At 64.8% G+C, this 22,422-nt stretch carries 22 protein-coding genes and 1 pseudogene; 15 read left to right on the forward strand and 8 right to left on the reverse strand.

Annotation, left to right across the window (positions count from 1 at the left end; all coding sequences use genetic code 11):
* The 4 genes and pseudogenes from VOI18_RS15045 to arsB all read left to right on the forward strand — a co-directional run.
* Positions 1 to 121, forward strand: a pseudogene (locus VOI18_RS15045) (IS110 family transposase); the annotation flags it as partial.
* Positions 122 to 328: 207 nt separating this feature from the next.
* Complete coding sequence (locus VOI18_RS06150; protein WP_323761517.1) at positions 329 to 769, forward strand: glyoxalase superfamily protein; 441 nt, start codon at positions 329 to 331, stop codon at positions 767 to 769.
* Between the two features lie 81 nt (positions 770 to 850).
* Positions 851 to 1,333: an arsenate reductase ArsC gene (locus tag VOI18_RS06155; RefSeq protein WP_323761518.1), complete on the forward strand. Its 483-nt coding sequence runs from the start codon at positions 851 to 853 to the stop codon at positions 1,331 to 1,333.
* A 4-nt stretch (positions 1,334 to 1,337) separates the two neighbouring features.
* A complete protein-coding gene (arsB, locus tag VOI18_RS06160) occupies positions 1,338 to 2,411 on the forward strand; it encodes an ACR3 family arsenite efflux transporter (protein WP_323761519.1) in 1,074 nt (357 codons plus the stop codon).
* Between the two features lie 163 nt (positions 2,412 to 2,574).
* On the opposite strand, the gene clpB is transcribed toward arsB, so the two are convergent.
* A complete protein-coding gene (clpB, locus tag VOI18_RS06165; RefSeq protein ID WP_323761520.1) occupies positions 2,575 to 5,181 on the reverse strand; it encodes an ATP-dependent chaperone ClpB in 2,607 nt (868 codons plus the stop codon).
* Between the two features lie 168 nt (positions 5,182 to 5,349).
* On the opposite strand from clpB, the gene VOI18_RS06170 reads away from it, so the two are divergent.
* On the forward strand, positions 5,350 to 6,105 hold the full coding sequence (locus VOI18_RS06170) for an MOSC domain-containing protein (RefSeq protein ID WP_323761521.1): 756 nt from the start codon (positions 5,350 to 5,352) through the stop codon (positions 6,103 to 6,105).
* 24 nt (positions 6,106 to 6,129) lie between these two features.
* On the opposite strand, the gene VOI18_RS06175 is transcribed toward VOI18_RS06170, so the two are convergent.
* The 4 genes from VOI18_RS06175 to VOI18_RS06190 form a co-directional block, all read right to left on the reverse strand.
* Positions 6,130 to 6,858 carry a DUF4167 domain-containing protein gene (locus VOI18_RS06175; protein ID WP_323761522.1) on the reverse strand — a complete coding sequence of 243 codons (729 nt, stop codon included), beginning with the start codon at positions 6,856 to 6,858 and terminating at the stop codon, positions 6,130 to 6,132.
* 213 nt (positions 6,859 to 7,071) lie between these two features.
* Positions 7,072 to 8,031, reverse strand: coding sequence for a peptide chain release factor N(5)-glutamine methyltransferase (prmC, locus tag VOI18_RS06180; protein ID WP_323761523.1), 960 nt, complete (start codon positions 8,029 to 8,031; stop codon positions 7,072 to 7,074).
* A 5-nt stretch (positions 8,032 to 8,036) separates the two neighbouring features.
* Complete coding sequence (gene prfA / locus VOI18_RS06185) at positions 8,037 to 9,110, reverse strand: peptide chain release factor 1 (protein WP_323761524.1); 1,074 nt, start codon at positions 9,108 to 9,110, stop codon at positions 8,037 to 8,039.
* Between the two features lie 60 nt (positions 9,111 to 9,170).
* On the reverse strand, positions 9,171 to 9,590 hold the full coding sequence (locus tag VOI18_RS06190) for an MAPEG family protein (protein ID WP_323761525.1): 420 nt from the start codon (positions 9,588 to 9,590) through the stop codon (positions 9,171 to 9,173).
* A gap of 182 nt (positions 9,591 to 9,772) precedes the next feature.
* On the opposite strand from VOI18_RS06190, the gene VOI18_RS06195 reads away from it, so the two are divergent.
* A complete protein-coding gene (locus VOI18_RS06195; protein ID WP_323761526.1) occupies positions 9,773 to 10,981 on the forward strand; it encodes an LL-diaminopimelate aminotransferase in 1,209 nt (402 codons plus the stop codon).
* A 69-nt stretch (positions 10,982 to 11,050) separates the two neighbouring features.
* Here VOI18_RS06195 and VOI18_RS06200 read toward each other — a convergent pair whose 3' ends face one another.
* Positions 11,051 to 11,626, reverse strand: coding sequence for a YkvA family protein (locus VOI18_RS06200; protein ID WP_323761527.1), 576 nt, complete (start codon positions 11,624 to 11,626; stop codon positions 11,051 to 11,053).
* Positions 11,627 to 11,839: 213 nt separating this feature from the next.
* Here VOI18_RS06200 and VOI18_RS06205 point away from each other — a divergent pair, with 213 nt between their 5' ends.
* The 6 genes from VOI18_RS06205 to VOI18_RS06230 all read left to right on the forward strand — a co-directional run bounded on the left by VOI18_RS06205 (position 11,840) and on the right by VOI18_RS06230 (position 16,793).
* Complete coding sequence (locus VOI18_RS06205; protein WP_323761528.1) at positions 11,840 to 12,058, forward strand: hypothetical protein; 219 nt, start codon at positions 11,840 to 11,842, stop codon at positions 12,056 to 12,058.
* Positions 12,059 to 12,240: 182 nt separating this feature from the next.
* Positions 12,241 to 12,903, forward strand: coding sequence for a DsbA family oxidoreductase (locus VOI18_RS06210; RefSeq protein WP_323761529.1), 663 nt, complete (start codon positions 12,241 to 12,243; stop codon positions 12,901 to 12,903).
* 38 nt (positions 12,904 to 12,941) lie between these two features.
* The gene (locus VOI18_RS06215; RefSeq protein WP_323761530.1) at positions 12,942 to 13,334 is read left to right on the forward strand and encodes an MAPEG family protein; all 393 of its coding nucleotides are present in this window, start codon (positions 12,942 to 12,944) and stop codon (positions 13,332 to 13,334) included.
* A 40-nt stretch (positions 13,335 to 13,374) separates the two neighbouring features.
* Positions 13,375 to 14,736 (forward strand): TldD/PmbA family protein, encoded by a 1,362-nt coding sequence (locus VOI18_RS06220; protein WP_323761531.1) that lies wholly within the window; start codon positions 13,375 to 13,377, stop codon positions 14,734 to 14,736.
* A gap of 35 nt (positions 14,737 to 14,771) precedes the next feature.
* Positions 14,772 to 15,026 carry a DUF4170 domain-containing protein gene (locus VOI18_RS06225; RefSeq protein ID WP_011642578.1) on the forward strand — a complete coding sequence of 85 codons (255 nt, stop codon included), beginning with the start codon at positions 14,772 to 14,774 and terminating at the stop codon, positions 15,024 to 15,026.
* A 15-nt stretch (positions 15,027 to 15,041) separates the two neighbouring features.
* The gene (locus VOI18_RS06230) at positions 15,042 to 16,793 is read left to right on the forward strand and encodes an ABC transporter ATP-binding protein (protein ID WP_323761532.1); all 1,752 of its coding nucleotides are present in this window, start codon (positions 15,042 to 15,044) and stop codon (positions 16,791 to 16,793) included.
* A gap of 13 nt (positions 16,794 to 16,806) precedes the next feature.
* Here the strand turns inward: VOI18_RS06230 and VOI18_RS06235 are convergent, their stop codons facing one another.
* Both VOI18_RS06235 and VOI18_RS06240 read right to left on the reverse strand, forming a co-directional pair.
* The gene (locus VOI18_RS06235) at positions 16,807 to 18,414 is read right to left on the reverse strand and encodes a sensor histidine kinase (protein ID WP_323761533.1); all 1,608 of its coding nucleotides are present in this window, start codon (positions 18,412 to 18,414) and stop codon (positions 16,807 to 16,809) included.
* Positions 18,415 to 18,544: 130 nt separating this feature from the next.
* Complete coding sequence (locus VOI18_RS06240) at positions 18,545 to 19,207, reverse strand: fused DSP-PTPase phosphatase/NAD kinase-like protein (RefSeq protein WP_323761534.1); 663 nt, start codon at positions 19,205 to 19,207, stop codon at positions 18,545 to 18,547.
* A gap of 103 nt (positions 19,208 to 19,310) precedes the next feature.
* On the opposite strand from VOI18_RS06240, the gene VOI18_RS06245 reads away from it, so the two are divergent.
* Genes VOI18_RS06245 through lpxK form a run of 3 tightly spaced genes read left to right on the forward strand, consistent with a single transcriptional unit; the run spans position 19,311 to position 22,419 of the window.
* Positions 19,311 to 20,105 (forward strand): lysophospholipid acyltransferase family protein, encoded by a 795-nt coding sequence (locus VOI18_RS06245; RefSeq protein ID WP_323761535.1) that lies wholly within the window; start codon positions 19,311 to 19,313, stop codon positions 20,103 to 20,105.
* Positions 20,102 to 21,397, forward strand: coding sequence for a 3-deoxy-D-manno-octulosonic acid transferase (locus tag VOI18_RS06250; protein ID WP_323761536.1), 1,296 nt, complete (start codon positions 20,102 to 20,104; stop codon positions 21,395 to 21,397). The genes VOI18_RS06245 and VOI18_RS06250 overlap by 4 nt, the downstream gene beginning before the upstream one ends.
* Positions 21,394 to 22,419 carry a tetraacyldisaccharide 4'-kinase gene (gene lpxK, locus VOI18_RS06255; RefSeq protein WP_323761537.1) on the forward strand — a complete coding sequence of 342 codons (1,026 nt, stop codon included), beginning with the start codon at positions 21,394 to 21,396 and terminating at the stop codon, positions 22,417 to 22,419. Before VOI18_RS06250 ends, lpxK begins: the two co-directional genes overlap by 4 nt.
* The last annotated feature ends 3 nt before the right edge of the window (positions 22,420 to 22,422 follow it).

A 22,422-nucleotide genomic window follows, 5' to 3' on the forward strand; every position in this document is an offset into this window, starting at 1 on the left:
CCGCCTCGTCGACGCAGGAAAACCCAAGCGCGTCGCCCTCACAGCCCTCGCCAGAAAAATCCTCGTCATCGCAAACGCACGCGTCAGAGACGCGAATCGACAAACGTCACAACTGACTTGATGACAACCGGCACGCGCCCCATTGACCCCCGCCCTCGCCGCGCCTATCTAGCACCTCAGGCATGGAGGTGCCCGCCGCTCGCAGGCTTTTGGCCCTGGTGAAATCTCCCTTGGAACACGACATTTCCCTCACGTCTTTTCGACATGCGGCGGGATGGCAAGGCGAGCCCCATCATCTGATCCGCATGCCAGGAAAGAAGGGCATGTCATGACCTCATCCCAACCGCTTTCGCGCGACGCGCTGAAAGCCCAGGCCAAACGCCTTCGAAAAGCGCTCGAAGCGGAAGGCAATTTCGTCTCCCATGGTGAATCGCTGGAACTCCTCGCCCACCAGATGGGCTATCGCGACTGGAACACGCTGAGCGCCAAGGCCGGCAACCGACCCGATACCCCCTTGGCGGTGGGCGGACGCGTCCGCGGTCGTTATCTTGGCCAGGCATTCGAGGCCGACATCATCGGCCTTCGAAGCATTGCCGGTGGCAATGGTGGCTGGCGGGTATCGCTGAATCTCGACGAGGCTGTCGATACAGTGAAATTCGATGGCTTCTCGAATTTGCGCCGCCGCATCAGCGGTACGGTCAACAAGGATGGACGGTCCGTCGAGCGCACATCCGACGGGACACCTCACCTGCAATTGTCGCTTCGGTAAAACGCGAAACGAAAACCTGTTGTAAGGCGCCCGCCGAACCAGTACGACCCCGCCAACAGTCAAGTCTGCGGGCGGGGTCGCATGCTGAACATTCTGGTGCTTTGCACGGGCAATTCGGCCCGCTCCATCCTGGCCGAGGCGCTGCTCAATGCGCGCGGCGACGGTCGTATCCGCGCGTTCTCGGCCGGTTCCAGCCCGACCGGCACACCCAATCCGCTGGCCCTGGAAACCCTTGTCGCCAACGACCTGCCATCTGACGGCTATCGCTCCAAGAGTTGGGACGAGTTCGCCGGTCCCGATGCACCCGAACTCGATGCCGTGATCACGGTCTGCGACAGCGCCGCCGCCGAGGTCTGCCCGGTCGGGCCCGGAGCACCGGTGCGCGCCCATTGGGGCCTGCCCGACCCGGCTGACATCGAGACCGTCGACGCCGCACGCAAAGCCTTTGCCGACACGTTCCGCGCCCTGGACGCCCGCATCCTCGCCCTGCTCGCCGCACTGCAGGGCAGCGACCATGTCGCGCTACAATCCGCGTTCGACCAGATCAAGCTTCAGGACTTCTAGCCCCATGACCGCAACATCAGACCAACCCGCCCCGGGCGGTATCGGCTTTTTCGAGAAATGGCTGTCGGTCTGGGTGGCCATGGGCATGGCCGGCGGTATCGCGCTGGGTGTGATCGTGCCGGACCTGTTCGCCTGGCTGGCCGGGTTTGAATACGCCTCGGTCAATCTCGCCATTGCGGTGCTGATCTGGGCCATGGTCTGGCCGATGATGATCCAGATCGATTTCGCCTCCCTGGCCCGGGTCGGCGAGCGACCGAAGGGGCTGATCATCACCCTGGTGGTCAACTGGCTGATCAAGCCCTTCTCGATGGCGCTTCTGGGTGTCCTGTTCTTCGAACATGTGTTCGCGCCCTGGCTGCAGCCCGAAGACGCGCAGCAATACCTGGCCGGCGTGATTATCCTCGGCGCCGCGCCGTGCACGGCGATGGTCTTTGTCTGGTCACAACTGACCAAGGGCGACGCCAATTATACGCTGGTGCAGGTCGCCGCCAATGACCTCATCATGGTCGTCGCCTTTGCCCCGATCGTCGCGCTCCTGCTGGGCGTGACCGACATCACCGTGCCCTGGGACACGCTCCTGCTTTCGGTCGGCTTGTATGTCGTCATCCCGCTGATCGCCGGCTGGCTGACCCGCAAGGCGCTGTCGCGCGGCAAATCCGCCGCCGATGCCGACAGGGCTGTCGGTGACTTCACGGCGCTGATCAAGCCAGCCTCGATCATCGGCCTGATCGGCACCGTCATCATCCTGTTCGGCTTTCAGGGCGAGACCATCCTGACCCAGCCCATCACCATCGCCATCATCGCGACGCCGCTCCTCATCCAGACCTATGGCATCTTCGCCATCGCCTATGGCGTCGCCTGGCTGTGGAAGACCCCGTTCAACATCGCCGCCCCGTGCGCGCTGATCGGCACCTCGAACTTCTTCGAGCTGGCCGTCGCCGTCGCCATCAGCCTGTTCGGCTTGAATTCCGGCGCTGCGCTGGCGACCGTGGTCGGGGTGCTGGTGGAAGTGCCGGTAATGCTGTCGCTGGTGGCGTTTGCCAACCGGACGCAGGGGTGGTTTGCGGGGCGCAACTAGCCCTATTTCTTGTCGGCTATGCCCGCGCTGTGCGGGGAGATATTCATTCTTGGCTTGTCAGCCAATTGCCAACGGCAACGGATCGGCATCACGACCGTCCCGGCACAGCAAACAGGGGACAGGTATAATTAACGCGGGGCGTTAATTACACCTGTCCCCGAACTCAATTCACCGCTTCCGGCTTGGGCGCTCTCACCCCCACGGCGACGCCGTTCACAGTCAGCACGCCTGCCTCGGTGGAGACCTCGATGGCATCGCCATCCTTGATGCTGCCTTCCAGCAGCAGGCGGGCCAGCGGGTCCTGGAGCTCTTTCTGGATGACGCGCTTCAGGGGACGCGCGCCATAGGCCGGGTCATAGCCCTTGGCGGCGAGCCAGGAGCGGGCGCCGGCATCGATCTCGACGGTCATGCGGCGGTCGGCCAGCAGGCGGTCGAGATAACCCAGCTGGATGTCGACAATCGCGCCCATATGTTCTTCCGCCAACTTGCGAAAGAGGATGATCTCGTCGATCCGGTTGAGGAACTCCGGGCGGAAATGCCCGCGCACCACGGCCATCACACTGTCGCGCGCCTCTTCGACATCGTCGACGAGTTGCAGGTGTTCGGACCCCAGGTTTGAGGTCATGATGATGATGGTGTTGCGGAAATCGACGGTGCGGCCTTGCCCGTCTGTGAGCCGGCCATCATCGAGGACCTGCAGCAGCACATTGAACACATCCGGATGCGCCTTCTCGATCTCGTCGAGCAGGACCACCTGGTAGGGACGGCGACGCACGGCCTCGGTCAGGGCGCCGCCCTCCTCATAGCCGACATAGCCCGGAGGCGCGCCGATCATGCGGGCGACCGAATGCTTCTCCATGTATTCCGACATGTCGAGGCGCGAGACCGCGGTCTCGTCGTCGAACAGGAATTCGGCCAGCGCCTTGGTCAGTTCGGTCTTGCCGACACCGGTCGGCCCGAGGAAGAGGAAGGAGCCGATCGGACGAGCCGGATCCTTGAGACCGGCACGGGCCCGGCGCACGGCATCGGAGACGGCTTCCAGAGCCGGATCCTGGCCAATCACGCGGCCGCGCAATGCGTCTTCCATGCGCAGCAGCTTGTCGCGCTCACCCTCGAGCATCTTGTCGACGGGCACACCGGTCCAGCGCGAGACGATCTGGGCGATCTGCTCGTCATCGACGACCTCTTGCATCGTGGTCCCGTCATCGCCCTCGGCTTCGGCAGCGGCGAGCTTACGTTCCAGATCCGGCAGCTGGCCGTATTTGATCTCCGAGGCGCGACCCAGATCACCGCGACGCTCGGCGTCGGCGAGATCGGAGCGGGCCCGGTCGATGGCTTCCTTGAAAGTGGTGGCCGAGGCCAGCTTGTCCTTCTCGGCCCGCCAGGTGGCGGTCAGCTCGGCCGACCGTGATTCCAGCTCGGCGACCTCCTTGGTGATGGTCGCCAGGCGCTCCTTGGAGGCGTCGTCGCTTTCCTTCTTCAGCGCTTCGGCCTCGATCTTCAGCTGGATGGCGCGACGGTCGATCTCGTCGAGCTCCTCCGGCTTCGAGTCGATCTGCATGCGCAGTCGGGCCGAGGCCTCGTCCATCAGGTCGATCGCCTTGTCAGGCAGGAAACGGTCGGTGATGTAGCGGTTGGACAGGTTGGCGGCCGAGACAATGGCGCTGTCGGCAATGCGGACGCCATGGTGGACCTCGTATTTTTCCTTCAGGCCGCGCAGGATGGAGACCGTGTCCTGGACGGTCGGCTCCTCAATCATGACCGGCTGGAAGCGACGTGCCAGGGCCGCGTCCTTTTCGACATGCTTGCGGTATTCGTCCAGCGTGGTGGCACCGACACAGTGCAGCTCGCCGCGCGCGAGGGCCGGCTTCAGAAGGTTCGAGGCATCCATGGCGCCATCGGTCTTGCCGGCACCGACCAGCGTGTGCATCTCGTCAATGAAGAGGATGATCTGGCCGTTGGCGTTCTCGACCTCGGACAGGACGGCCTTCAAACGTTCCTCGAACTCACCGCGATATTTCGCGCCGGCGATCAGCGAGCCCATATCCAGTGCCAGCAAGCGCTTTTCCTTCAGGCTTTCGGGCACATCGCCATTGACGATGCGCAGCGCCAGGCCTTCGGCTATGGCGGTCTTGCCGACGCCCGGCTCACCGATGAGAACAGGATTGTTCTTGGTGCGGCGCGAGAGGACCTGGATCGCGCGGCGGATTTCCTCGTCGCGGCCGATGACCGGGTCGAGCTTGCCCTCGCGCGCCACTTCGGTGAGGTCGCGGGCATACTTTTTCAGGGCCTCATAGCCATCCTCGGCCGACTGGCTGTCGGCGGTCTTGCCCTGGCGCAGATCATTGATGGCGGTATTGAGCGCCTGCGGTGTCACGCCGGCGGCCTTGAGGATGTCGGCCACCTTGGTGCCGCTGGCCAAGGCCATGGCGAGCAGGAGGCGCTCGGCGGTGACGAACTGGTCGCCCGCCTTTTTGGAGGCTTCCTCGGCTGCACCGAACAGCTTGGCGGTTTCCGGTGCGAGGTAGAGTTTGGCATCCGCGCCATCGACGCGTGGCAGGGAGGCCAGGGCCTGGTCGACACCGTCCTGGACCTGCCGCAGGCGGCCGCCGGCGGCCTTGATGAGATTGCCGGCCAGACCGGCATTGTCGTCCATCAGGGCCTTGAGCAGGTGCACAGGCGCAAACTGCTGATGGCTGGACTTGAGCGCCAAGCCTTGGGCGGCCTGGATGATCGACCGCGCGCGGTCTGTATAAGTATCGAATTCCATGTCGATCCCCCGGATAAGGCGAGATAGGTTGCGCTTTGCCGCCTTGATCAAGCACGGCCAAATCGCGTTTCAGACCGCATGTAGGTGTTGCATATCAACAACACAAGGGGCTGACCCGCGACATTCTGACCACGGTTTCGAGCGAAACCCACGGAGCGACTCAATCCCATGCCCCAGCTTACAGCCATCACGCGATTTCCGATCAAGGGACTTGGACCGGACGTCCTGCCGCACATCGAGCTGACAGCCAATGCCACCCTGCCGCTTGATCGCGCGTGGGCGATCGAGAACGGCCCCTCGCCCTTCGACGACAAGGCTCCGGGCCATGTGAAAAAGAAACACTTCCTGATGCTCGCCGGACAGGCGGAACTGGCGCGTCTGGAATGCCAGTACGCCCCAGACGGGCACACGGTCACGGTCAGTCTCGATGGCGCGGCGCCGATCGAGGTCGCGCTCGCAGACCCGACCACCCATGCGCCATTGTTCGATTGCCTTCGCACCCTGCTCGGCTCTGCCATCCGCGGCCCGCTGCGTCTGGTCCATGCACCGGGACAGGCCATGACCGACATCCCGATGCCGCAGATTTCCCTGATCAATGCCGCCTCGGTTCGGGACCTTGCGGAGAGAACCGGCCAGCCGCTCGACCCGTTGCGTTTTCGCGGCAACCTGCTGATCGACGATTTGGCGGCGTGGGAAGAATTTCAACTGGTCGGCCAATGCGTCCGGATCGGCGGCGTGGAACTGCGCGTCGAGTCGCGTATCCGGCGCTGCGCCGCGACCAGCGTCGACCTCGAAACCGGGGTCCGCAATACAGATGTGCCCGCAGCGCTGTTCGAGCACTACGGGCACATGGACTGTGGTCTTTACCTGTCCGTCCTGGAAGACGGCGTCATCGCGCCGGGCGATCCGTTCAGCCTAGCGTAGACAGCCTGATCCAGGCAGCCAAGCCTATGCGGCCTGGGTTTCAGGATCGTCACCGCCGGTCTTGTCGCCCGTATCGCTGTCGGCCGCGTCCGACGCTGTCTTGAGCGCCGCTTCGGCAGCACGCGCCGCTTCCATTTCCGCCTTGGTCCGGCGGGGACGGCGCGTGCGACGCGGCGCCTCCTCGGACGGGGCACCGGTATCGGTGACCGGGACCTGGCTCTCCCCTTCCGGGGTCACGACGCCGAGCGGGTCGGCAGCCGGCTCGCGATTGCCGTCACGGTCCTGGGACCGGTCCTGATCGCGACCATTCGAGCGGTTGCGGCTATTGCGACCGCGACGCGGCTCACGCCCATCGCCCTGTTCGTTGCGGTCATTTCGGTCATTGCGGTCATTGCGGTCGCGCCGCTCGCGCGGCTGGCGGTCCTGGCGATCCTGGTTATTGCCCTGGTGACCACCGGACTGCTGACCGTCGTCCTCGTCATCGAGGCTGTCATTGCCGTTATTGTCGTCATCCTGGTTGGGATCACGCTTGGGCTGGTTGAGCTGGACGATGCGCAGATAGTGCTCCGCGTGCTGGAACAGGTTTTCCGCCCGCACCCGGTCACCGGCCAGCGAGGCATCGCGCGCCAGCTGAATGTACTTGTCATAGATCTGGGACGCGTTGCCGCGGATCTTCACTTCCGGGCCATTGCTCTCATAGCTCCGGTTTGCGGAATTGCCGGGCTTACGTCCTCGACCACGTTGACGCTTCATATCGCGCTATCCTGTTCAACAGCGATGCTAATCTGACTTCGGGCTTGGCGGTGCATTTGCAGGTGCAAGCCTGTGCGCTAATACCGTGGGGATCCAACTGATTGACCGGATAATGGCAAGTGGGTCATCCGGCCGCGCGAGACCCCCGTACTGGCGCGATCCACCTGCCTTGGTCGGGACCCTAGACTGCGAGGCCGACCATTCCAACCCCTTTTAGCCGTCCGGATCGTCAGTGCATGGGCCCCGTCGCCCGATCACGACCCGATCATGCCCCGCCAGGTCCGGCAGGACCCGGATCCGGGTCAGCCCCGCATCGCGCGCCAGTGCAGTCACGGCGACGCCCTGGTCATGGCCGATTTCCAATGCGAACAGGCCATCCGGTGCCAGCAGGCGCGGCAAATCGGCGATGATCTCCCGATAGGCGTCCAGCCCGTCGATCCCGCCATCCAGGGCCAGCGCAGGTTCGTGTTCGCGCACTTCCGGCTCCAGTCCGGCGAGGACATCGGAGACGATGTAGGGCGGGTTGGAGACCAGCACATCGGCCGATCCGTCGGCCAGGCCGGTGCCCCAGCGCCCTCGCGCAAACCCGGCTCGATTCGCCAGACCGCACCGCGCGGCATTGGCTGTCGCCACTGCCAGGGCCGGCGCCGACAAATCGACGCCCAGCCCGGTCCAGCTTTCACGTTCGCTCAACAAGGCGAGCAGGATGGCTCCGGACCCGGTTCCCAGATCGACCAGCCGGGCCGGGACCCGGCCGACCTCGGCCAGCACCGCCTCGACCAGCGCTTCGGTATCGGCCCGGGGCGTCAATACATCCGCGGTTACAGCCAGATCGAGGGTCCAGAATGGCTGGCTGCCCAGGACTTGGGACAGCGGCACCCGCGCCAGCCGGCTCCAGGCGAGCGCCGCCAGCTGGTCGGCCGCCTGCCAGGAGAACAGGGCCGGGTCGGCCAGTGCATCGGCGAGACGGGCTGGCGCCAGCACATGATTGATCAGGAAGCGGCTCTCATCGGCGCCTTCATCGATCCCCGCCGCCATCAGCCGGGCACTCAGGTCGGCGCGGACATCCGCCAGCGACAGGCCCTGCCAAGCTTCCAGCAGGGGCTTGTGGGCCGCGGCGTCAAACTCCGACTTCGCGGTGTCGACCAGCGTGTCGAAGGGCCCGCCCGACATGGCGCCTACGCGTCGTCTTCAAGGGCCGCCAGACGAGCCGCCTGGTCTTCCGCGATCAGGGCCGTCACGACCTCGTCCAGACCATCCCCGGCGACAATGTCATCGAGCTTGTAGAGGGTCAGGTTGATGCGGTGATCGGAAACCCGGCCCTGCGGATAGTTATAGGTGCGGATCCGCTCGGAGCGGTCGCCTGACCCGATCTGGCCCTTGCGCTCGGCGGCGCGCTCGGCATTGGCGGCCTCGCGCTGCATGTCATAGAGCTTGGCCTTGAGGATTTCCTGGGCCCGGGCGCGGTTCTGGTGCTGGGACTTTTCCTGGCAGACCACCACAAGCCCGGTCGGGATATGGGTCATGCGCACGGCACTGTCGGTCTTGTTGACGTGCTGGCCACCAGCGCCCGACGCCCGCATCGTGTCGACGCGGACATCGCCCATGTCGAGTTCGATATCGATATCTTCCGGCTGCGGCATGATCGCCACCGTCGCGGCGGAGGTGTGGATACGGCCCTGACTTTCGGTCGCCGGAACCCGCTGGACCCGGTGCACGCCGCTCTCGAACTTGAGCCGCCCGAACACGCCATTGCCGGAGATCGCGGCGACCACCTCCTTGTAGCCGCCATGCTCACCGTCGGAGGCCGACACCAGCTCCCAGCTCCAGCCCTGCAGCTGGGCGTAGCGCTGGTACATGCCATAGAGATTGCCGGCGAAAATGGCGGCCTCGTCGCCGCCGGTCCCGGCCCGGATCTCGATCATGGCATTGGCGCTGTCGTCCTTGTCTTTCGGCAACAGCATCAGGCTCATCGCGTGCTCGAGCTCGGGCAGACGCTCCTTCAGCGCGTAGAATTCCTCCCGCGCCATCTCGGCCATTTCCGCATCATCGCCGTCCATCATCTCGGCGAGCTCGGCAAGCTCGGCGCGGGCCGATTTCAGCGCATTGGCCTTTTCGGCCACGGGCTTGAGCTCGGCATGCTCCTTGGAGAGCTTGACGATTTCTTCGGCATCACCGGCGGCGCCCAGGCGGGCTTCCACCTGGTCGAACCGGTCGATGACTTGGGCGAGTCTGGCTTCAGGTGCGTGCATGCTGCTCCGTTAGCACCTCGCGCGAACGATGAAAATCCTGTGCCGCTGTCGGACCCTGCGTCAGGTCAGCACCGCCATCACATTGCGCACCGCCATGATGATCAGCACGATCGAGCCCAGAGCGAAGACCAGAAAGCGCATGGGGATGAAGTTCCACAGGCACTGGATCAGCGAATGGACCACCCGGATCAGCACATAGGCCCAGGCCAGCATGATGTTGAACTCGTCCGACACGCCGGCCAGGTGCGAATAGAGCACCAGGGCGTAGAAGATCACCGGTTGTTCGTGCAGGTGATTGTAATTGTCCGCGATCCGCCGCACCTCGATGGGCAAGCGGTCCATCACCGACTTTTCCTGGGTCTTGCCGGGATCAATTCCGGCCTTGCGCATCGCCGGGATACGCGTGGCGTAGAGCCAGACCCACATGATCAGCGTCCAGCAAACCAGCGCCAATATCGGCGTCATCATGGATTGAAACATTGCTCAGCCCTCCCCGGCCATTTTCCGGCACGTTAATGCGCATTGGCCGGGTTTGGCGAGAGGGCAAAGCGATAATTCACCTGCCGCAATGCCGCCGCGATCCCTGCCAATTCCCGCCTTTCGCTGGGTCTAGCCTCTTGCAGGACGTAGCGAGACCGCGTTCTATGGGAAAAAATTCGAACATGCCGGATTCAACGATGGAATTTCACCGTACCAAGCGCCTGCCGCCTTATGTTTTCGAAGAAGTCAATCGACTGAAGGCCAAATTGCGGGCTGATGGCGCGGACATTATCGATTTCGGCATGGGCAATCCGGACCTGCCGACCCCGCCACACATCCTGGCGAAGCTGCGCGAAGCGACCGAAAACCCGCGCACCAACGGCTATTCCGCCTCGCGCGGCATTCCCGGCCTGCGCAAGGCCCAGGCGCGCTATTACAAGCGGCGCTTCGATGTCGACCTTGATCCGGACAGCGAAGTCATCGTCACGTTGGGCTCCAAGGAAGGCTTTGCCAATCTGGCCCAGGCGATCACCGCACCTGGCGATGTCGTGCTGGCGCCGTCACCGTCCTATCCAATTCATACATTCGGCTTTCTCATTGCCGGCGGTACGATACGGCATGTCCATGCCCCGTCGCCGGAAGACTATCTGCGCGGACTCGAACACGCAGCGAGGCATACGGTCCCGAGTCCGATTGCCGTCGTGGTCTGTTTTCCCTCCAACCCCACGGCACAAACCGCCTCGCTGGAATTTTACAAGGAGGTCGTGAAGTTCGCCGCCAGACACGACCTGCTCATCCTGTCGGATCTCGCCTATTCGGAGATCTATTTCGGTGACCAGCCGACCCCGTCCATGTTGCAGGTCGACGGCGCGAAAGAGCGCACGATCGAGTTCACCTCGATGTCGAAGACCTATTCGATGGCCGGTTTCCGGGTTGGCTTTGCCGCCGGCTCGCCGCGACTGGTCGGGGCCCTGGCCCGGGTCAAATCCTATCTCGACTACGGAGCCTACACACCGGTCCAGGTCGCCGCCTGCGCCGCCCTCGACGGGCCGCAGGACTGCGTCGACGAAACCCGCGCCATCTACAGGCACCGACGCGATGTGCTGGTGGAAAGCTTTGGTCGCGCCGGCTGGCCAATACCATCGCCGGACGCCTCCATGTTTGCCTGGGCGCCCCTGCCAAGCGGGTGCGAAGAGATGGGGTCGCTCGAGTTTTCCAAGCAATTGATGGTAGAAGCCGGGGTCGCCGTCGCACCGGGCATCGGCTTTGGCGAACATGGCGAGGGCTTTGTCCGCCTGGCCCTGGTCGAGAACGAGCAGCGCATCCGCCAGGCCGCCCGCGGTGTCGGTGAATTCCTCAAGTCCAGACAGCCGGCAATCCGGGCGGTCTGACCGCCCGGATTGCCAGTTTGGGCTGACCCGGTTGAGGGAGGATGCCGGGCCGGCAGTCCGATCTGTCCTCTAGAAGTAGTGGTGAACCGATCCGGTTGAGTGTCCCCAGACGCCACCGGCCTTGGCCCGTCCACGACGACGGCGCATGCGGTTCTGCATCACCTTGCGCACATCCTCGAGCGGCGGCATTTCAGTCGCTTCGGGCGCCTTGAGATCCTCGCGATGCGCGACAAAGTCGGCATAGGCTTCCAGTTCCGGCGCCAGGCCGCCGGCGACCAGCTCGATCATGATTGCGTCATCGATATAGCCAATGCCCGGTGTGGCGTCGGGAATCAGGTCTTCCGGGTCCGAGAAATAGGCCAGCGCGTTGAGCACGCGTTCGCGGTCATCGCCTTCCAGCTTCCAGTCGGCATCGTCCAGCATCCCGATCAACGGGCCGAGCTGGCCCAGACGGGACTTGACGAACTCTGGCGGATTGGACGCCAGCGCCTTGCTGATCATGTCCGCCACGCCAGCCGTAATGCGGCTTTCGTCCAGATCGGCACGGTCTTCGCGCGCCTTGTCGAGACGGTCCCGGAAAAAGGCGAGATCGGATTCGGACAGTTCGAACTCAACCTTGAGGGTCGGGGTGGACGGGTTGGTCATGGTAGCAGGGCACCTTTCTGAGGCCGTTGATTGATGGTGATCTTGTCTCACCTCACCCGACAAGGGAACAGCGGGAACAGCCATCCGTCCGTCCCGGGGGACACAAGCCGGCCCGGTCCGCTCGCGACACCGACCGATCCGCCCGTCATCCTTCCTTAACCGTAAACCCGATCTTCGCTGCACGATCCCGTGAAACGCGCGTAGGCTGCGCGCATGAACATTGCTTTCAATACCGCCGCCACCGGCATGATGGCCGCCCAGTCGCACGCTGGCGATGCCGCCCGTGAAGCCGTCAACAATGCGGCCAAGGGTGAGGACATCATCCAGGCAGCCGTGGCGCTCAAGAAAGCGGAAGCGGCCCATTCCGCTTCGGCCATGACCGCCCGGATTGCCAGCGACATGGCAGACACATTGCTGGACATCACCGTCTAGCCAAAGACCTGCCGGCCCGACCCGGGCCGGCCAGACTTCCGGTCGGTGGGTGGCCGGTGGGCGTCATCCCCTCGTTCACAGGTCCGCGATGGCCTGGTGTCCAAGCCGGGGGGATGACGAGCCCGCGCCATCACGGCGAAACCAGCCTCGCAATTTGCCGCGAACATGCCTAAATCACCGGCATGACCCATCCTGTAACTGTCGACATTGTCTCCGATCTCGTCTGCCCGTGGTGCTGGCTTGGCAAGCGTTACTGGGACCAGGCCATCAAGCTGACGGCCGACACTCCCGTCGAGACCGTCTGGCGTCCCTACCAGCTCGACCCGACGCTGGCCCGCGAGGGCCGTCCCTACAAGGACTACATGCGCGAGAAATTCTCCGGCGCCGAAGCGTCGGGCCGCTGGAAAGCCATGCGCGATCATCTCGAACAGGCCGGCCCGGCGGCCGGGATTGATTTTCGCTTTGACGACATCACCGTGCGCCCAAACACGCTGGACGCCCACCGGCTGATGCGCTGGGCGGGCGGACAGGGCCGTAGCGCCGAAATGGCGGAGGCGCTGTTTTCGGCTTTCTTCACCCAGGGGCGGGACATCGGCGACCGCGACACGCTGGTTGCCCTTGCCGCTGATGCCGGCCTCGACGGCGCCGTGACCGCCGACCTGCTGGCCAGCGACCGGGACGAAAAAGCGGTTTGGGACGAAGAACTGTTCTATCGCAAGCTCGGCGTATCCGGTGTGCCCACCTATATTTTCAATGGCCGATTTGCTGTCTCGGGGGCCCAGGAACCGGCGGTGCTGGCCGATGCCATTCGCCAGGCCGTGAAGGAACCGGCGGAAACCGAATAAGTCCGTACGAACGGACAGGTCAAAGGGGAGAAACCATCATGACCGGACTTGACGCATTCGCACTCTATACGGGGCTGAACGGACTGTTGCTGATCGCCCTCGCCTACAATGTCATCCGGCACCGGCAGCGCTCGAAGATCGGCATCGGCACAGGCAATGACGCCGAGCTGGAGCGTGCCTGCCGGGTACACGGCAATGCGGTGGAATATGTCCCGGTCGCCCTTGTCATCATTGGCGCCCTGGCGATGACCAGTGCACCGACCTTCGTCGTCCATGGTGTCGGCATCCTGCTGACGGTCGGACGCGGTCTGCACGCCTGGGGTCTGCTGACATCGGCCGGAACGACACCCGGACGTTTCATCGGCACGCTGCTGACCTGGATCAGCATTGTCGCCGGATCCGGCTTCCTGATCTGGACGGCGGTCAGTTGAGCCATTGCCCGGCGGGGCCTCGCGGGGCTATAGCGCTCACATGACAGAGACGTTCAAAGCCCCCGACCCCGCCGCCCTGCAAGAGATTGCAGCCGATCTTGTCGCCCGTGCCCTGAAAGCCGGCGCCGACAGCGCCGAGGCCTCGGTCGCCGAGTCGCGCGAAACCGAGCTTTCCGTGCGCGATGGCCGGCTGGAGGATATCGGCCGCTCGGAAAGCCTCGATGCCGGGCTGCGCGTCTTTGTCGGCAAACGCCAGGCCGGCGTTGCCTTCTCCGACCTGTCCGAAAAGGGCCGCGATTTCACTATCGGCCGCGCCGTGACCATGGCCAAGGCGGCACCGGAAGACCCTTACTCGGCGCTGGCCGACCCGGCCCGCCTGTGCCAGTCACCGCCCGACATCGAGCAGTTCGAGGCCGGCGAATGGACGCCTGAAGAGCTGGAAGAGACTGCGCTGGCGATCGAGACAGCCGCCCGCGCGGTCGACGGCGTGACCAAGACCGATGCGGCGTTTGCCTCCTCCGGCCAGGGTGCCGCAGCCTATGCCACCTCGACCGGTTTCAATGCCGGCTGGAAGAAGAGCGTGTTCGGTTATGGCGCCAGCGTGATTGCCGGCCCTGACGATGCAATGGAGCGGGACTATGCCGCCACCAGCGCCCGTCGCCGCGCCGATCTGCGCGACCGGGTCGAGATCGGCCGCGAAGCCGGCGAACGCGCCGCCCGCCGGGTCAATCCGAAAAAGCTGCCCTCCGGCGTCATGCCGGTGGTGTTCGACCGCCGCGTCTCGACCACTTTCATCGGATCGCTGGCCGGTGCCGCGTCCGGCCCGGCCGTTGCCCGCGGCGTGTCCTTCCTGCGCGACAAGCTGGGTGAGCAGATCTTTGCGCCCGGTATCTCCGTGATCGACGACCCGCACCGCCCCTGGGGCCATGCCTCGGCGCCCTTCGACGGCGAAGGCACGGTCAACCGGCGCAGCGCCATCATTGAGGATGGCCGCCTGACCACCTGGTTCCTCAATTCCGCCGCCGCGCGCCAGCTCGACATGACCCCGACCGGTCATGCCCGCCGGTCAATGGGTGGATCACCCGGCGCCGGACCGACCAATTTCCACATGGAAGCCGGCACCACCAGCCGCGATGATCTGATCGGCGGCATCACCGAGGGCGTGCTGATCATGGAAATGTTCGGACCCTCCCTCAATTCCAACACCGGCGATTGGTCGGTGGGGGTCTCCGGCTACCGGATCAGCAATGGCCAGATCGACCATCCAGTCAGTGAGATCACCGTCGCCGGCAATCTGATCGACATCTATGCCCGGCTGATTCCGGGCAGCGATCTGGAGTTTCGGGGATCTGTTAACGCCCCCAGCGTATTTGTGGACGCCATGTCCGTCGGTGGCCTCTAGGGCCGGCGACAGACACCCCATTCAAGGAGCCCGGCATGAGTGAAACGAAGATCAACAACCAGCTGCTGCACCTCGTCATCGGTGGCGAGCTGGCCTGCGTCGACCCGCAAAACTGTGAGTTCAAGGATCTCGACGAAGTCGATTTCGTCGGCGCCTTCGGCACCTATGCCGAGGCCCGGGCCGCCTGGAAGGGCGCCGCCCAGCGCACGGTCGACAATGCCCACATGCGCTATTTCGTCATTCACGCCCACAAGCTTCTCGATCCCGCGACCGAGAAGAAGGACGGCTAGGGTCCGGTCCGCAGCGTGACAGGCGAGACCCCACCTTCCTCTACGGCCACACTCGGCAAGCGCCTGTGGCGTGACTGGCTGTGGCGTCGTCCGGGTCTCGTCATCCTGGCGCTGGTCCTGTCGGCGATCACCGCCGCGGCCGCTGCATCCTATGCCGGGGTCATCGCCTGGACCTTCGACAAGCTGAACGCCGGCGCGGCAGACTTTTTCCCGCTCGCCCCACTGGCGGTGATTGGCCTTGCGACCCTGCGCGGTGTCAGCCTCTATCTGCAGACCGTCCAGACCAACCGGCTGGCACTGAATGTCATGCAGGACCTGCAAAACGCCATGTTCAGCAAGCTGGTGCGGGCTGATTTTGCGCGCCTGCAGGCCGAGGGCACCGGCTCGCTGGTCTCACGCTTCACCAATGACATCACCCTGCTGCGCGAGACGATTGTCCGGCTGACCAACAATCTCATGCGGGACGTGTTGACCGTGGTGATCACGATCGGCGTGATGCTGAGCCTCGACTGGATGCTTTCCCTGCTGATCCTGGTCGTCTATCCGATCGCCGCCTGGCCGGTCATCCGGATTGGCCAGCGCCTGCGCAAGACGTCCTCCCAGGCCCAGACGCAGATGGGCGAAGTGACCAGCCAGCTGGAGGAAAGTTTTTCCGGCGCCCGCATGGTCAAAACCTACGGGCTGGAGGCCTATGAAGCCGAGCGCGCCCGCAAATCTTTCTTCGACCGGCTGCGCTTCCTCCTGAAGATCACCGAGAACAAGGCCCGCATCGATCCGATCCTGGAAGTGGTGGGCGGGCTGGCCTTTGCCGGACTTGTCGCCTTTGCCGGCTGGCGCATGCTCAATGGCGACACGTCGCTGGGCAATATCATCGGCGTTCTGACCGGAATCGGTGTGATCTCGCCGGCGATCCGGGCGCTGGGCACGCTCAACGCCGTGGTGCAGGAGGGCTTTGCCGTTCTCGAACGCATCTTCACCGTGCTCGACACGGACGAGACCGTGACCACGACCCTGGACGCCCCGGCGCTCAAGGTCAGCGACGGTGCTGTCCGTCTCGAGGGGATCAGCTTTGCCTATCCGGACGGATCGGTCGCCCTGTCCGACATCTCGCTCAAGGCCGAGCCGGGCCAGACCATCGCCCTCGTGGGACCGTCCGGTTCCGGCAAATCGACCGTGCTCAACCTGCTGCCACGCCTCTACGACGCCCAGACCGGCGCGATCATCATTGACGGCACCGAAACACGCTCGGTCTCACTCGCCTCCCTGCGCCGGTCGATGGCCCTGGTCAGCCAGGACGTGACCCTGTTCGATGATACGGTGCGGGCCAATATCGGCTTTGGTGACCTGGATGCCGGCGAAGACGCCATTATCGCCGCGGCCAAGGCGGCTGACGCGCACGATTTCATCATGGCCTTGCCAGACGGCTATGACAGCCCGGTCGGGCCGCGCGGCGGCAACCTGTCCGGTGGACAGCGCCAACGCCTGTCAATTGCCCGGGCAATCCTGAAAGACGCTCCCATCCTGCTGCTCGACGAAGCGACCAGCGCGCTGGATACCGAGTCCGAACAGCGTGTCCAGGCGGCGCTGGAACGGCTGTCGGAAGGCCGCACAAGCCTGGTGATCGCACACCGGCTTTCGACCGTGCGCCATGCCGACTGGATCTATGTGATGGAAGGCGGGCGCATCGTCGAAGAGGGCCGTCACGACGAGCTGGTCGCCCGCGACGGCCTCTATGCCCGTCTGTGCAGGGTGCAATTCGGCGATTAGGCCGGCTTGCCGTTCAGGCCTCGCGGGCCTCATCACTCTCGATGCGGCGACCGACTTCCGGCAGCGTCACAGTGAATTTCGACCCGGCACCCGGCGCGCTTTCCACCGTGATGTCGCCACCCATAAGCTCGGCCAGCTTCTTGGCGATGGCGAGGCCCAGCCCGGTCCCGCCATTCTTGCGCTGCATGACGGCTTCGCCCTGGCTGAACGGCATGAAGATGCGCGAAACAAGATCGCTGTCCATCCCGATGCCGGTATCGCCCACCTCGAAGGTGACGTCCCGCGAACGATCGGCAGCCTGGGTCATCAGGCACCGCACCCGGACCTCACCGCGATCCGAGAACTTGACGGCGTTCGACAACAGGTTGGACAGGATCTGGCGGACACGTGCCGGGTCACCGACAACCTCGCGCTCGGCGACCGGATCGATTTCCAGGTGCAGGTTCAAACCTTTCTCCATCGCCTTCAGACGATAGGGTCCGGCCACCGTTCGCACCAGTTCGGCCGGATTGAAACTGTCCGGCTCGACTTCGAACCGGCCGGACTCGATATTGGCCAGATCGAGAATGTCGTTGAGGATGGTCAGCAGGGACTGGCCCGCCTCCTCGATCAGATTGACCATCTCGCGCTGGGACGGCTCCAGGTCTGTCGTCGCCAGCAGGGCCGACATGCCCAGCACGCCGTTCATCGGCGTGCGGACCTCGTGACTCATCGTGGCCAGGAATCGCGATTTGGCGCGACTGGCTTCGGTCGCCTGTTGGCGCGCTTCGACCAGGTCGTGAATGTCGGTCAGCGCGCCAACCATGCGGACCGGGTCACCGTCGGGTGTCCGGACAGCTTCGCCGCGCATCCGGAACCAGCGGTGCAGGCCGCCGACCACCTTGAGCCGGACCGTCAGGTCAAACGGCCGTCCGGCCCGGAAATGAGCTTGCTGGGCAGACTGAAATCGCGGCTGATCATCGGGATGGACCAGGCTGGTGAAGGTTGGAGTGGCCGCTGTGAACTCGCGCGGCTGATACCCCAGCAGTTCGCGGCCACGAGCCGAAATGTAGATCTGATCCGTCTCGAGGCAGATATCGACAATGCCGTCCGACGTGCCCTTCATCGCCAGCTCGGCCCGGTCTCCGGACTCGGCGGCCAGGATTTCCCCCGTCAGGCGGCGACGGTAGTGATTGAACACCGCGAGCAGTTCCTCGGCGACGCTGGCCGGGCGCTTGAACATGGCCACCACGATCCCGACCGACTGCGCCCCGTTGTAGAGCGGCATGCCGACATAAGCCCTCATGCCCATTTCCTCGAGCATGAAATCGCGCGGATAGCGCGCTGACACATTGTCCTCAAAGATGTCGGCGCCTGCGTCCATGACGTCGGAACAGGGCGTCCCTTTCAGCTCGTAACAGTAATTGCCGACCACCGCATTGCCGCAGGCGACCTTGAGCGTGCGCATGCGCGAATGCGTGGCGTCGATGCGGGCGATATAGAGACGGTCGGCGGCAAAGACTTCGGCCGTCTGCTTGACAAAGGCCTCGAGGAAAGCCGGACCACACTCGCGTGACAGCAGGAAATTGAGGCGGTTCAACCGCTCCTGCGTACAGTCCGAACGTATGGCCAGATCCGGCATCAGCCCCTCTCCCCTCCGCCTCCCTCAAGGCGGGAAGCTGAACGTGGTTAACGAGGGTTAATGTGACTCAATCCTGTGGAAAGAGTCGTCATATCTGATGAATTCACTGGTCATAAAAAATGGCCTCGCCCTACTCGCGGCGCAGCAGCTTGTCCGTCAGGAAGTTGCCCCACCAGCTCGACATGAAGCCCGCCTGGACCGCATCCCGGTCATAGACGGTCTCCACCCAGGTCATGAAGTCGGTTGGCGTGGTTTCATTGTAGGCCCGATAGCACTCGAAGAAATAGTCCAGCACGCCGGTCTTGCCGGCCTTCACATGCAGGTATTTCAGCGACAGGTGCTTGATGGCCTCATCATAGGGCAGCTTCAACTTGGTCAGCGCATACAGCACCGAGATGATACCGGCCCGATCAGCGCCCGACTTGCAGTGGATCAGGGCCGGATATTCGATGGTCTCGAAAATCTTCACGGCCCGCTGCATGCGGTCGACATGCGGCGCCTCGCGTGAACCGAAGGGCATGTCGATCATGGTCAGGCCGTGTTTCTCACAGGCCTCTTTCTCGAGATCATAATAGCACACACCCGGCTGCGTGCCGCGGATGTTCAAAATGGTCTTGAACCCGTCCGCCGCCAATTGCTCCAACCGCTCCGGTGAGGGCTGGTTGGCCCGCCACATGCCACCACCGACCTCGTGCATGTTGTGGAATTTCTGACGCAGGATGCCGTGATCCTTCCACAGATAATCCTGCCAGGCGCGCTCGCGGTCGGTCGGGTCGTTCAGGTCATAGGGCATGCTGGGCCTTTCGTCTGGCAGCGCATTTAGGCCGGTCTCGGCCTTGACGCAACCGCGCGCCATGCTTGACCTTTTGCCTCACCGGGGTGAGCAAGGGAGCATCATGTCGAAACGCCTGCTCTCCCGGCCTTGGGCCCAGGAAGTCCTAGCCTTCTTCGTCCTGCTCTATCTGGAGCTGGTCCGCCACTCCATTCGCTGGGAACACCGCAACACCGCCTACGTCCAATCGGTCTGGGACGAGCGCAAGCCGATCCTCGGCTGCGTCTGGCACGGCCGCGTCCTGATGGCCCTGCACGGCTGGGCCCGACAGAAGGACCGGATGGTCGCGCTGGCATCGCGATCACGCGAAGGCGAGATCGGGTCGCGGCTGGCGCGCTGGTACAAGGTCGGTGTGGTGCGCGGCTCCTCGCGCAATCCCGACAAGCCGGGCGCCGCCAAGGGCGGGGAAGCGGCCTACCGCGCGATGGTCCATCACCTCAACGCCGGCGGCTGCGGTGCGGTGACGCCGGACGGACCGCGCGGCCCGCGCATGCGGGCCGGCTTTGGTGCGGTCCGCATGGCCCGCGATACCGGCGTCCCGATCCTGCCCTTCACCTGGTCGACCCATCGCAAGACCATCCTGCGCAAGGCCTGGGACCATCACTGCCTGCCACACTTCTTCACCCGCGGCATCATCATCTGGGGTGAGCCGATCCACGTCGCCAAAGATGCCAGCCAGGCCGACCTTGAGAGCGCCCGACTGAACCTCGAAACCCAGCTCAACGCCCTCACCCGCGAAGCCGACGAGGCCGTGGCCGGGGTCGTCGTCGAGCCTGATGCCAAACAACGCCCGGGAACGGGGCGCGCCGATCCCAAGGCCAGCCGCGACGGGAGCGGCGAGGCGGGAGCGACAGCGTGAGCCTGCCGGCCTCGCTCCACCTCTATCGCGGGCTGACGGCGCTCGCCGCCCCCCTTCTGCCGCTCGTCCTGTCGCGCCGGGCGCGCGCCGGCAAGGAAGACAGCGCCCGCCGCCATGAACGTCTCGGCCGGGCCGAAATCCAGCGGCCCGAGGGCATGCTGGTCTGGCTGCACGGAGCCAGCGTCGGCGAAAGCCTGGTGCTGGCGACATTGATCGACCATCTGGCGGCGCGCGAACCGGAGCTGGAATTCCTCGTCACGACCGGCACCGTCACATCGGCAGCCTTGATGGACAGGCGTTTGCCGCCACAAGCCAAACACCAATATGTGCCGGTCGACACGCCCGGGGCTGTACGCCGTTTCCTCGATCACTGGCGTCCGGATATCGGCGTCTTCGCGGAGTCCGAATTGTGGCCAAACCTGCTGCTGGAAGCGCGCGATCGCGGAATTCCGATGGCCCTGGTCAATGCCCGCATGAACGCCGCCTCCCTGTCACGCTGGCGCAAGCGGGGCGATGCCGTTCGCTGCCTGATGGAGAGCTTCGCCTGGATCGGTGCCGCCGATACCCGCACCCGCGACGGGTTGGAAGACCTCACCGGCCGCGAAGTTGTGCTGGCTGGCAATCTGAAGCTGGAAGCCCGGCCACCCGCCCCGGACGCCCGCGAGCTGTCATCCTTGAAGATCGCCTTGGCCGGCCGCCCGGTCTGGCTTGCCGCGTCGACCCATGACGGCGAGGACGGCACCATCCTGGCCGCACACGCCCTGTTGCGCGAGACCCATCCCGGCGCCCTTCTCATCCTGGCACCGCGACATCCAGAGCGCGGCAGGGAGTTGGCCGCCCTGATCCGGAAACGCGGTTTCAAACTGGCGCGTCGCTCCGCCGGTGAAGTTCCGGATGGCGCCGATACGGTCTGGCTCGCCGACACGCTGGGCGAGATGCCGCTCTGGTTTGCGCTGGCCCCGGCCGCGCTGATCGCAGGCAGCCTGAAGCCCGGCATTGGCGGGCACAATCCGATCGAGGCCAGCCAGGCCGGGGCCTGTGTGATCACCGGCCCGCATGTCGACAGCTTCGATGATCTCTACGCCGCCTACCGGCGCCACGCCGCGATGATCGAGGTGTCCGACGCCCGGTCCCTGTCGGACGCCGTCGAACAGGTCTGGCAGGCCAAGGCGCCCGGCCGCGCCACAGCCGAACGGGCCATCAGCGAGGCCTCCGGTGGAGCCCTCGAGACCACATTGACGGCCCTCTTCGGGCTGCTTGGCCCCGCGACCCAAACGGAGCGCGACGCATGAAAGAACCGGCTTTCTGGCGCACCGATGGAGGCCGCGGATCAGGGGCCCTCGCCCGTGCCCTGCTGGCTCCGCTGGGCTGGATCCACGCCTGGGCCGTGGCCCGTCGCCTCCGCACGGCGACCCCGGTCCGGATCGGTCCCAAGGTCGTCTGCGTCGGCAATCTGACGGTCGGCGGCACCGGCAAGACGCCGGTCACCCAGACCCTGATGCAGCGCCTCGCCGACATGGGTCTGACCGCCGCCTCCCTGTCGCGCGGCTATGGCGGCCACGAAGCCGGGCCGCTTCGCATCGACCCGGATATTCATGATGCCGCCGCAGTTGGCGACGAGCCGCTTCTGCTTGCCCGCTCCGGCCAGGCCTGGATCGCCCGCGATCGCGCAGCCGGTGGCCGCGCCATCGAGGCGGCGGGCGGTGTTGATCTGGTGCTGATGGATGACGGCCATCAAAACCCGGACCTGGCCAAGGATTGCTCGATCGTCGTTGTCGACGGGCTGACCGGCTGGGGACCCGGCACGATTGTCCCCGCAGGTCCGCTGCGCGAGCCGGTCGCGACCGGCCTCGCCCGCGCCGATGCGGTGGTCGTGATGATGCCCGATGCCGCCACCGAGCCGGACTGGGCGGGGCTTGGCCTCACCGAACTATCCATCCCGGTTTTCCACGCCTGGCTGGAACCGCTGGCGCCGCCGCCGACCGGGAAACTGATCGCCTTTGCCGGTATCGGCCGGCCGGAAAAATTCTTCGAGGCGCTCCGGGCCGCCGGCGGTGATATCGGCGAGGTCGCGGTCTATGGCGACCATCACGCCTTCAACGTCGGCGATGTGCGCCATCTCGACGCCCTGGCCGCAGCCCATGACGCCCGGCTGATCACGACCGAGAAGGACTGGGTCCGCCTGCCCGCCGAGATACAGGCCCGTGTCACCGCCTGGCCGGTCCGCGCCGTCTTCGCCAATCCCGGCGCGCTGGACGGCCTGTTGCGCGACGTGATGGACGCCGACATGGACGCGGGCGGCGAGGCTGGTTAAATC

It is taken from the genome of Maricaulis sp. (assembly GCF_034670125.1).
GTDB lineage: Bacteria > Pseudomonadota > Alphaproteobacteria > Caulobacterales > Maricaulaceae > Maricaulis.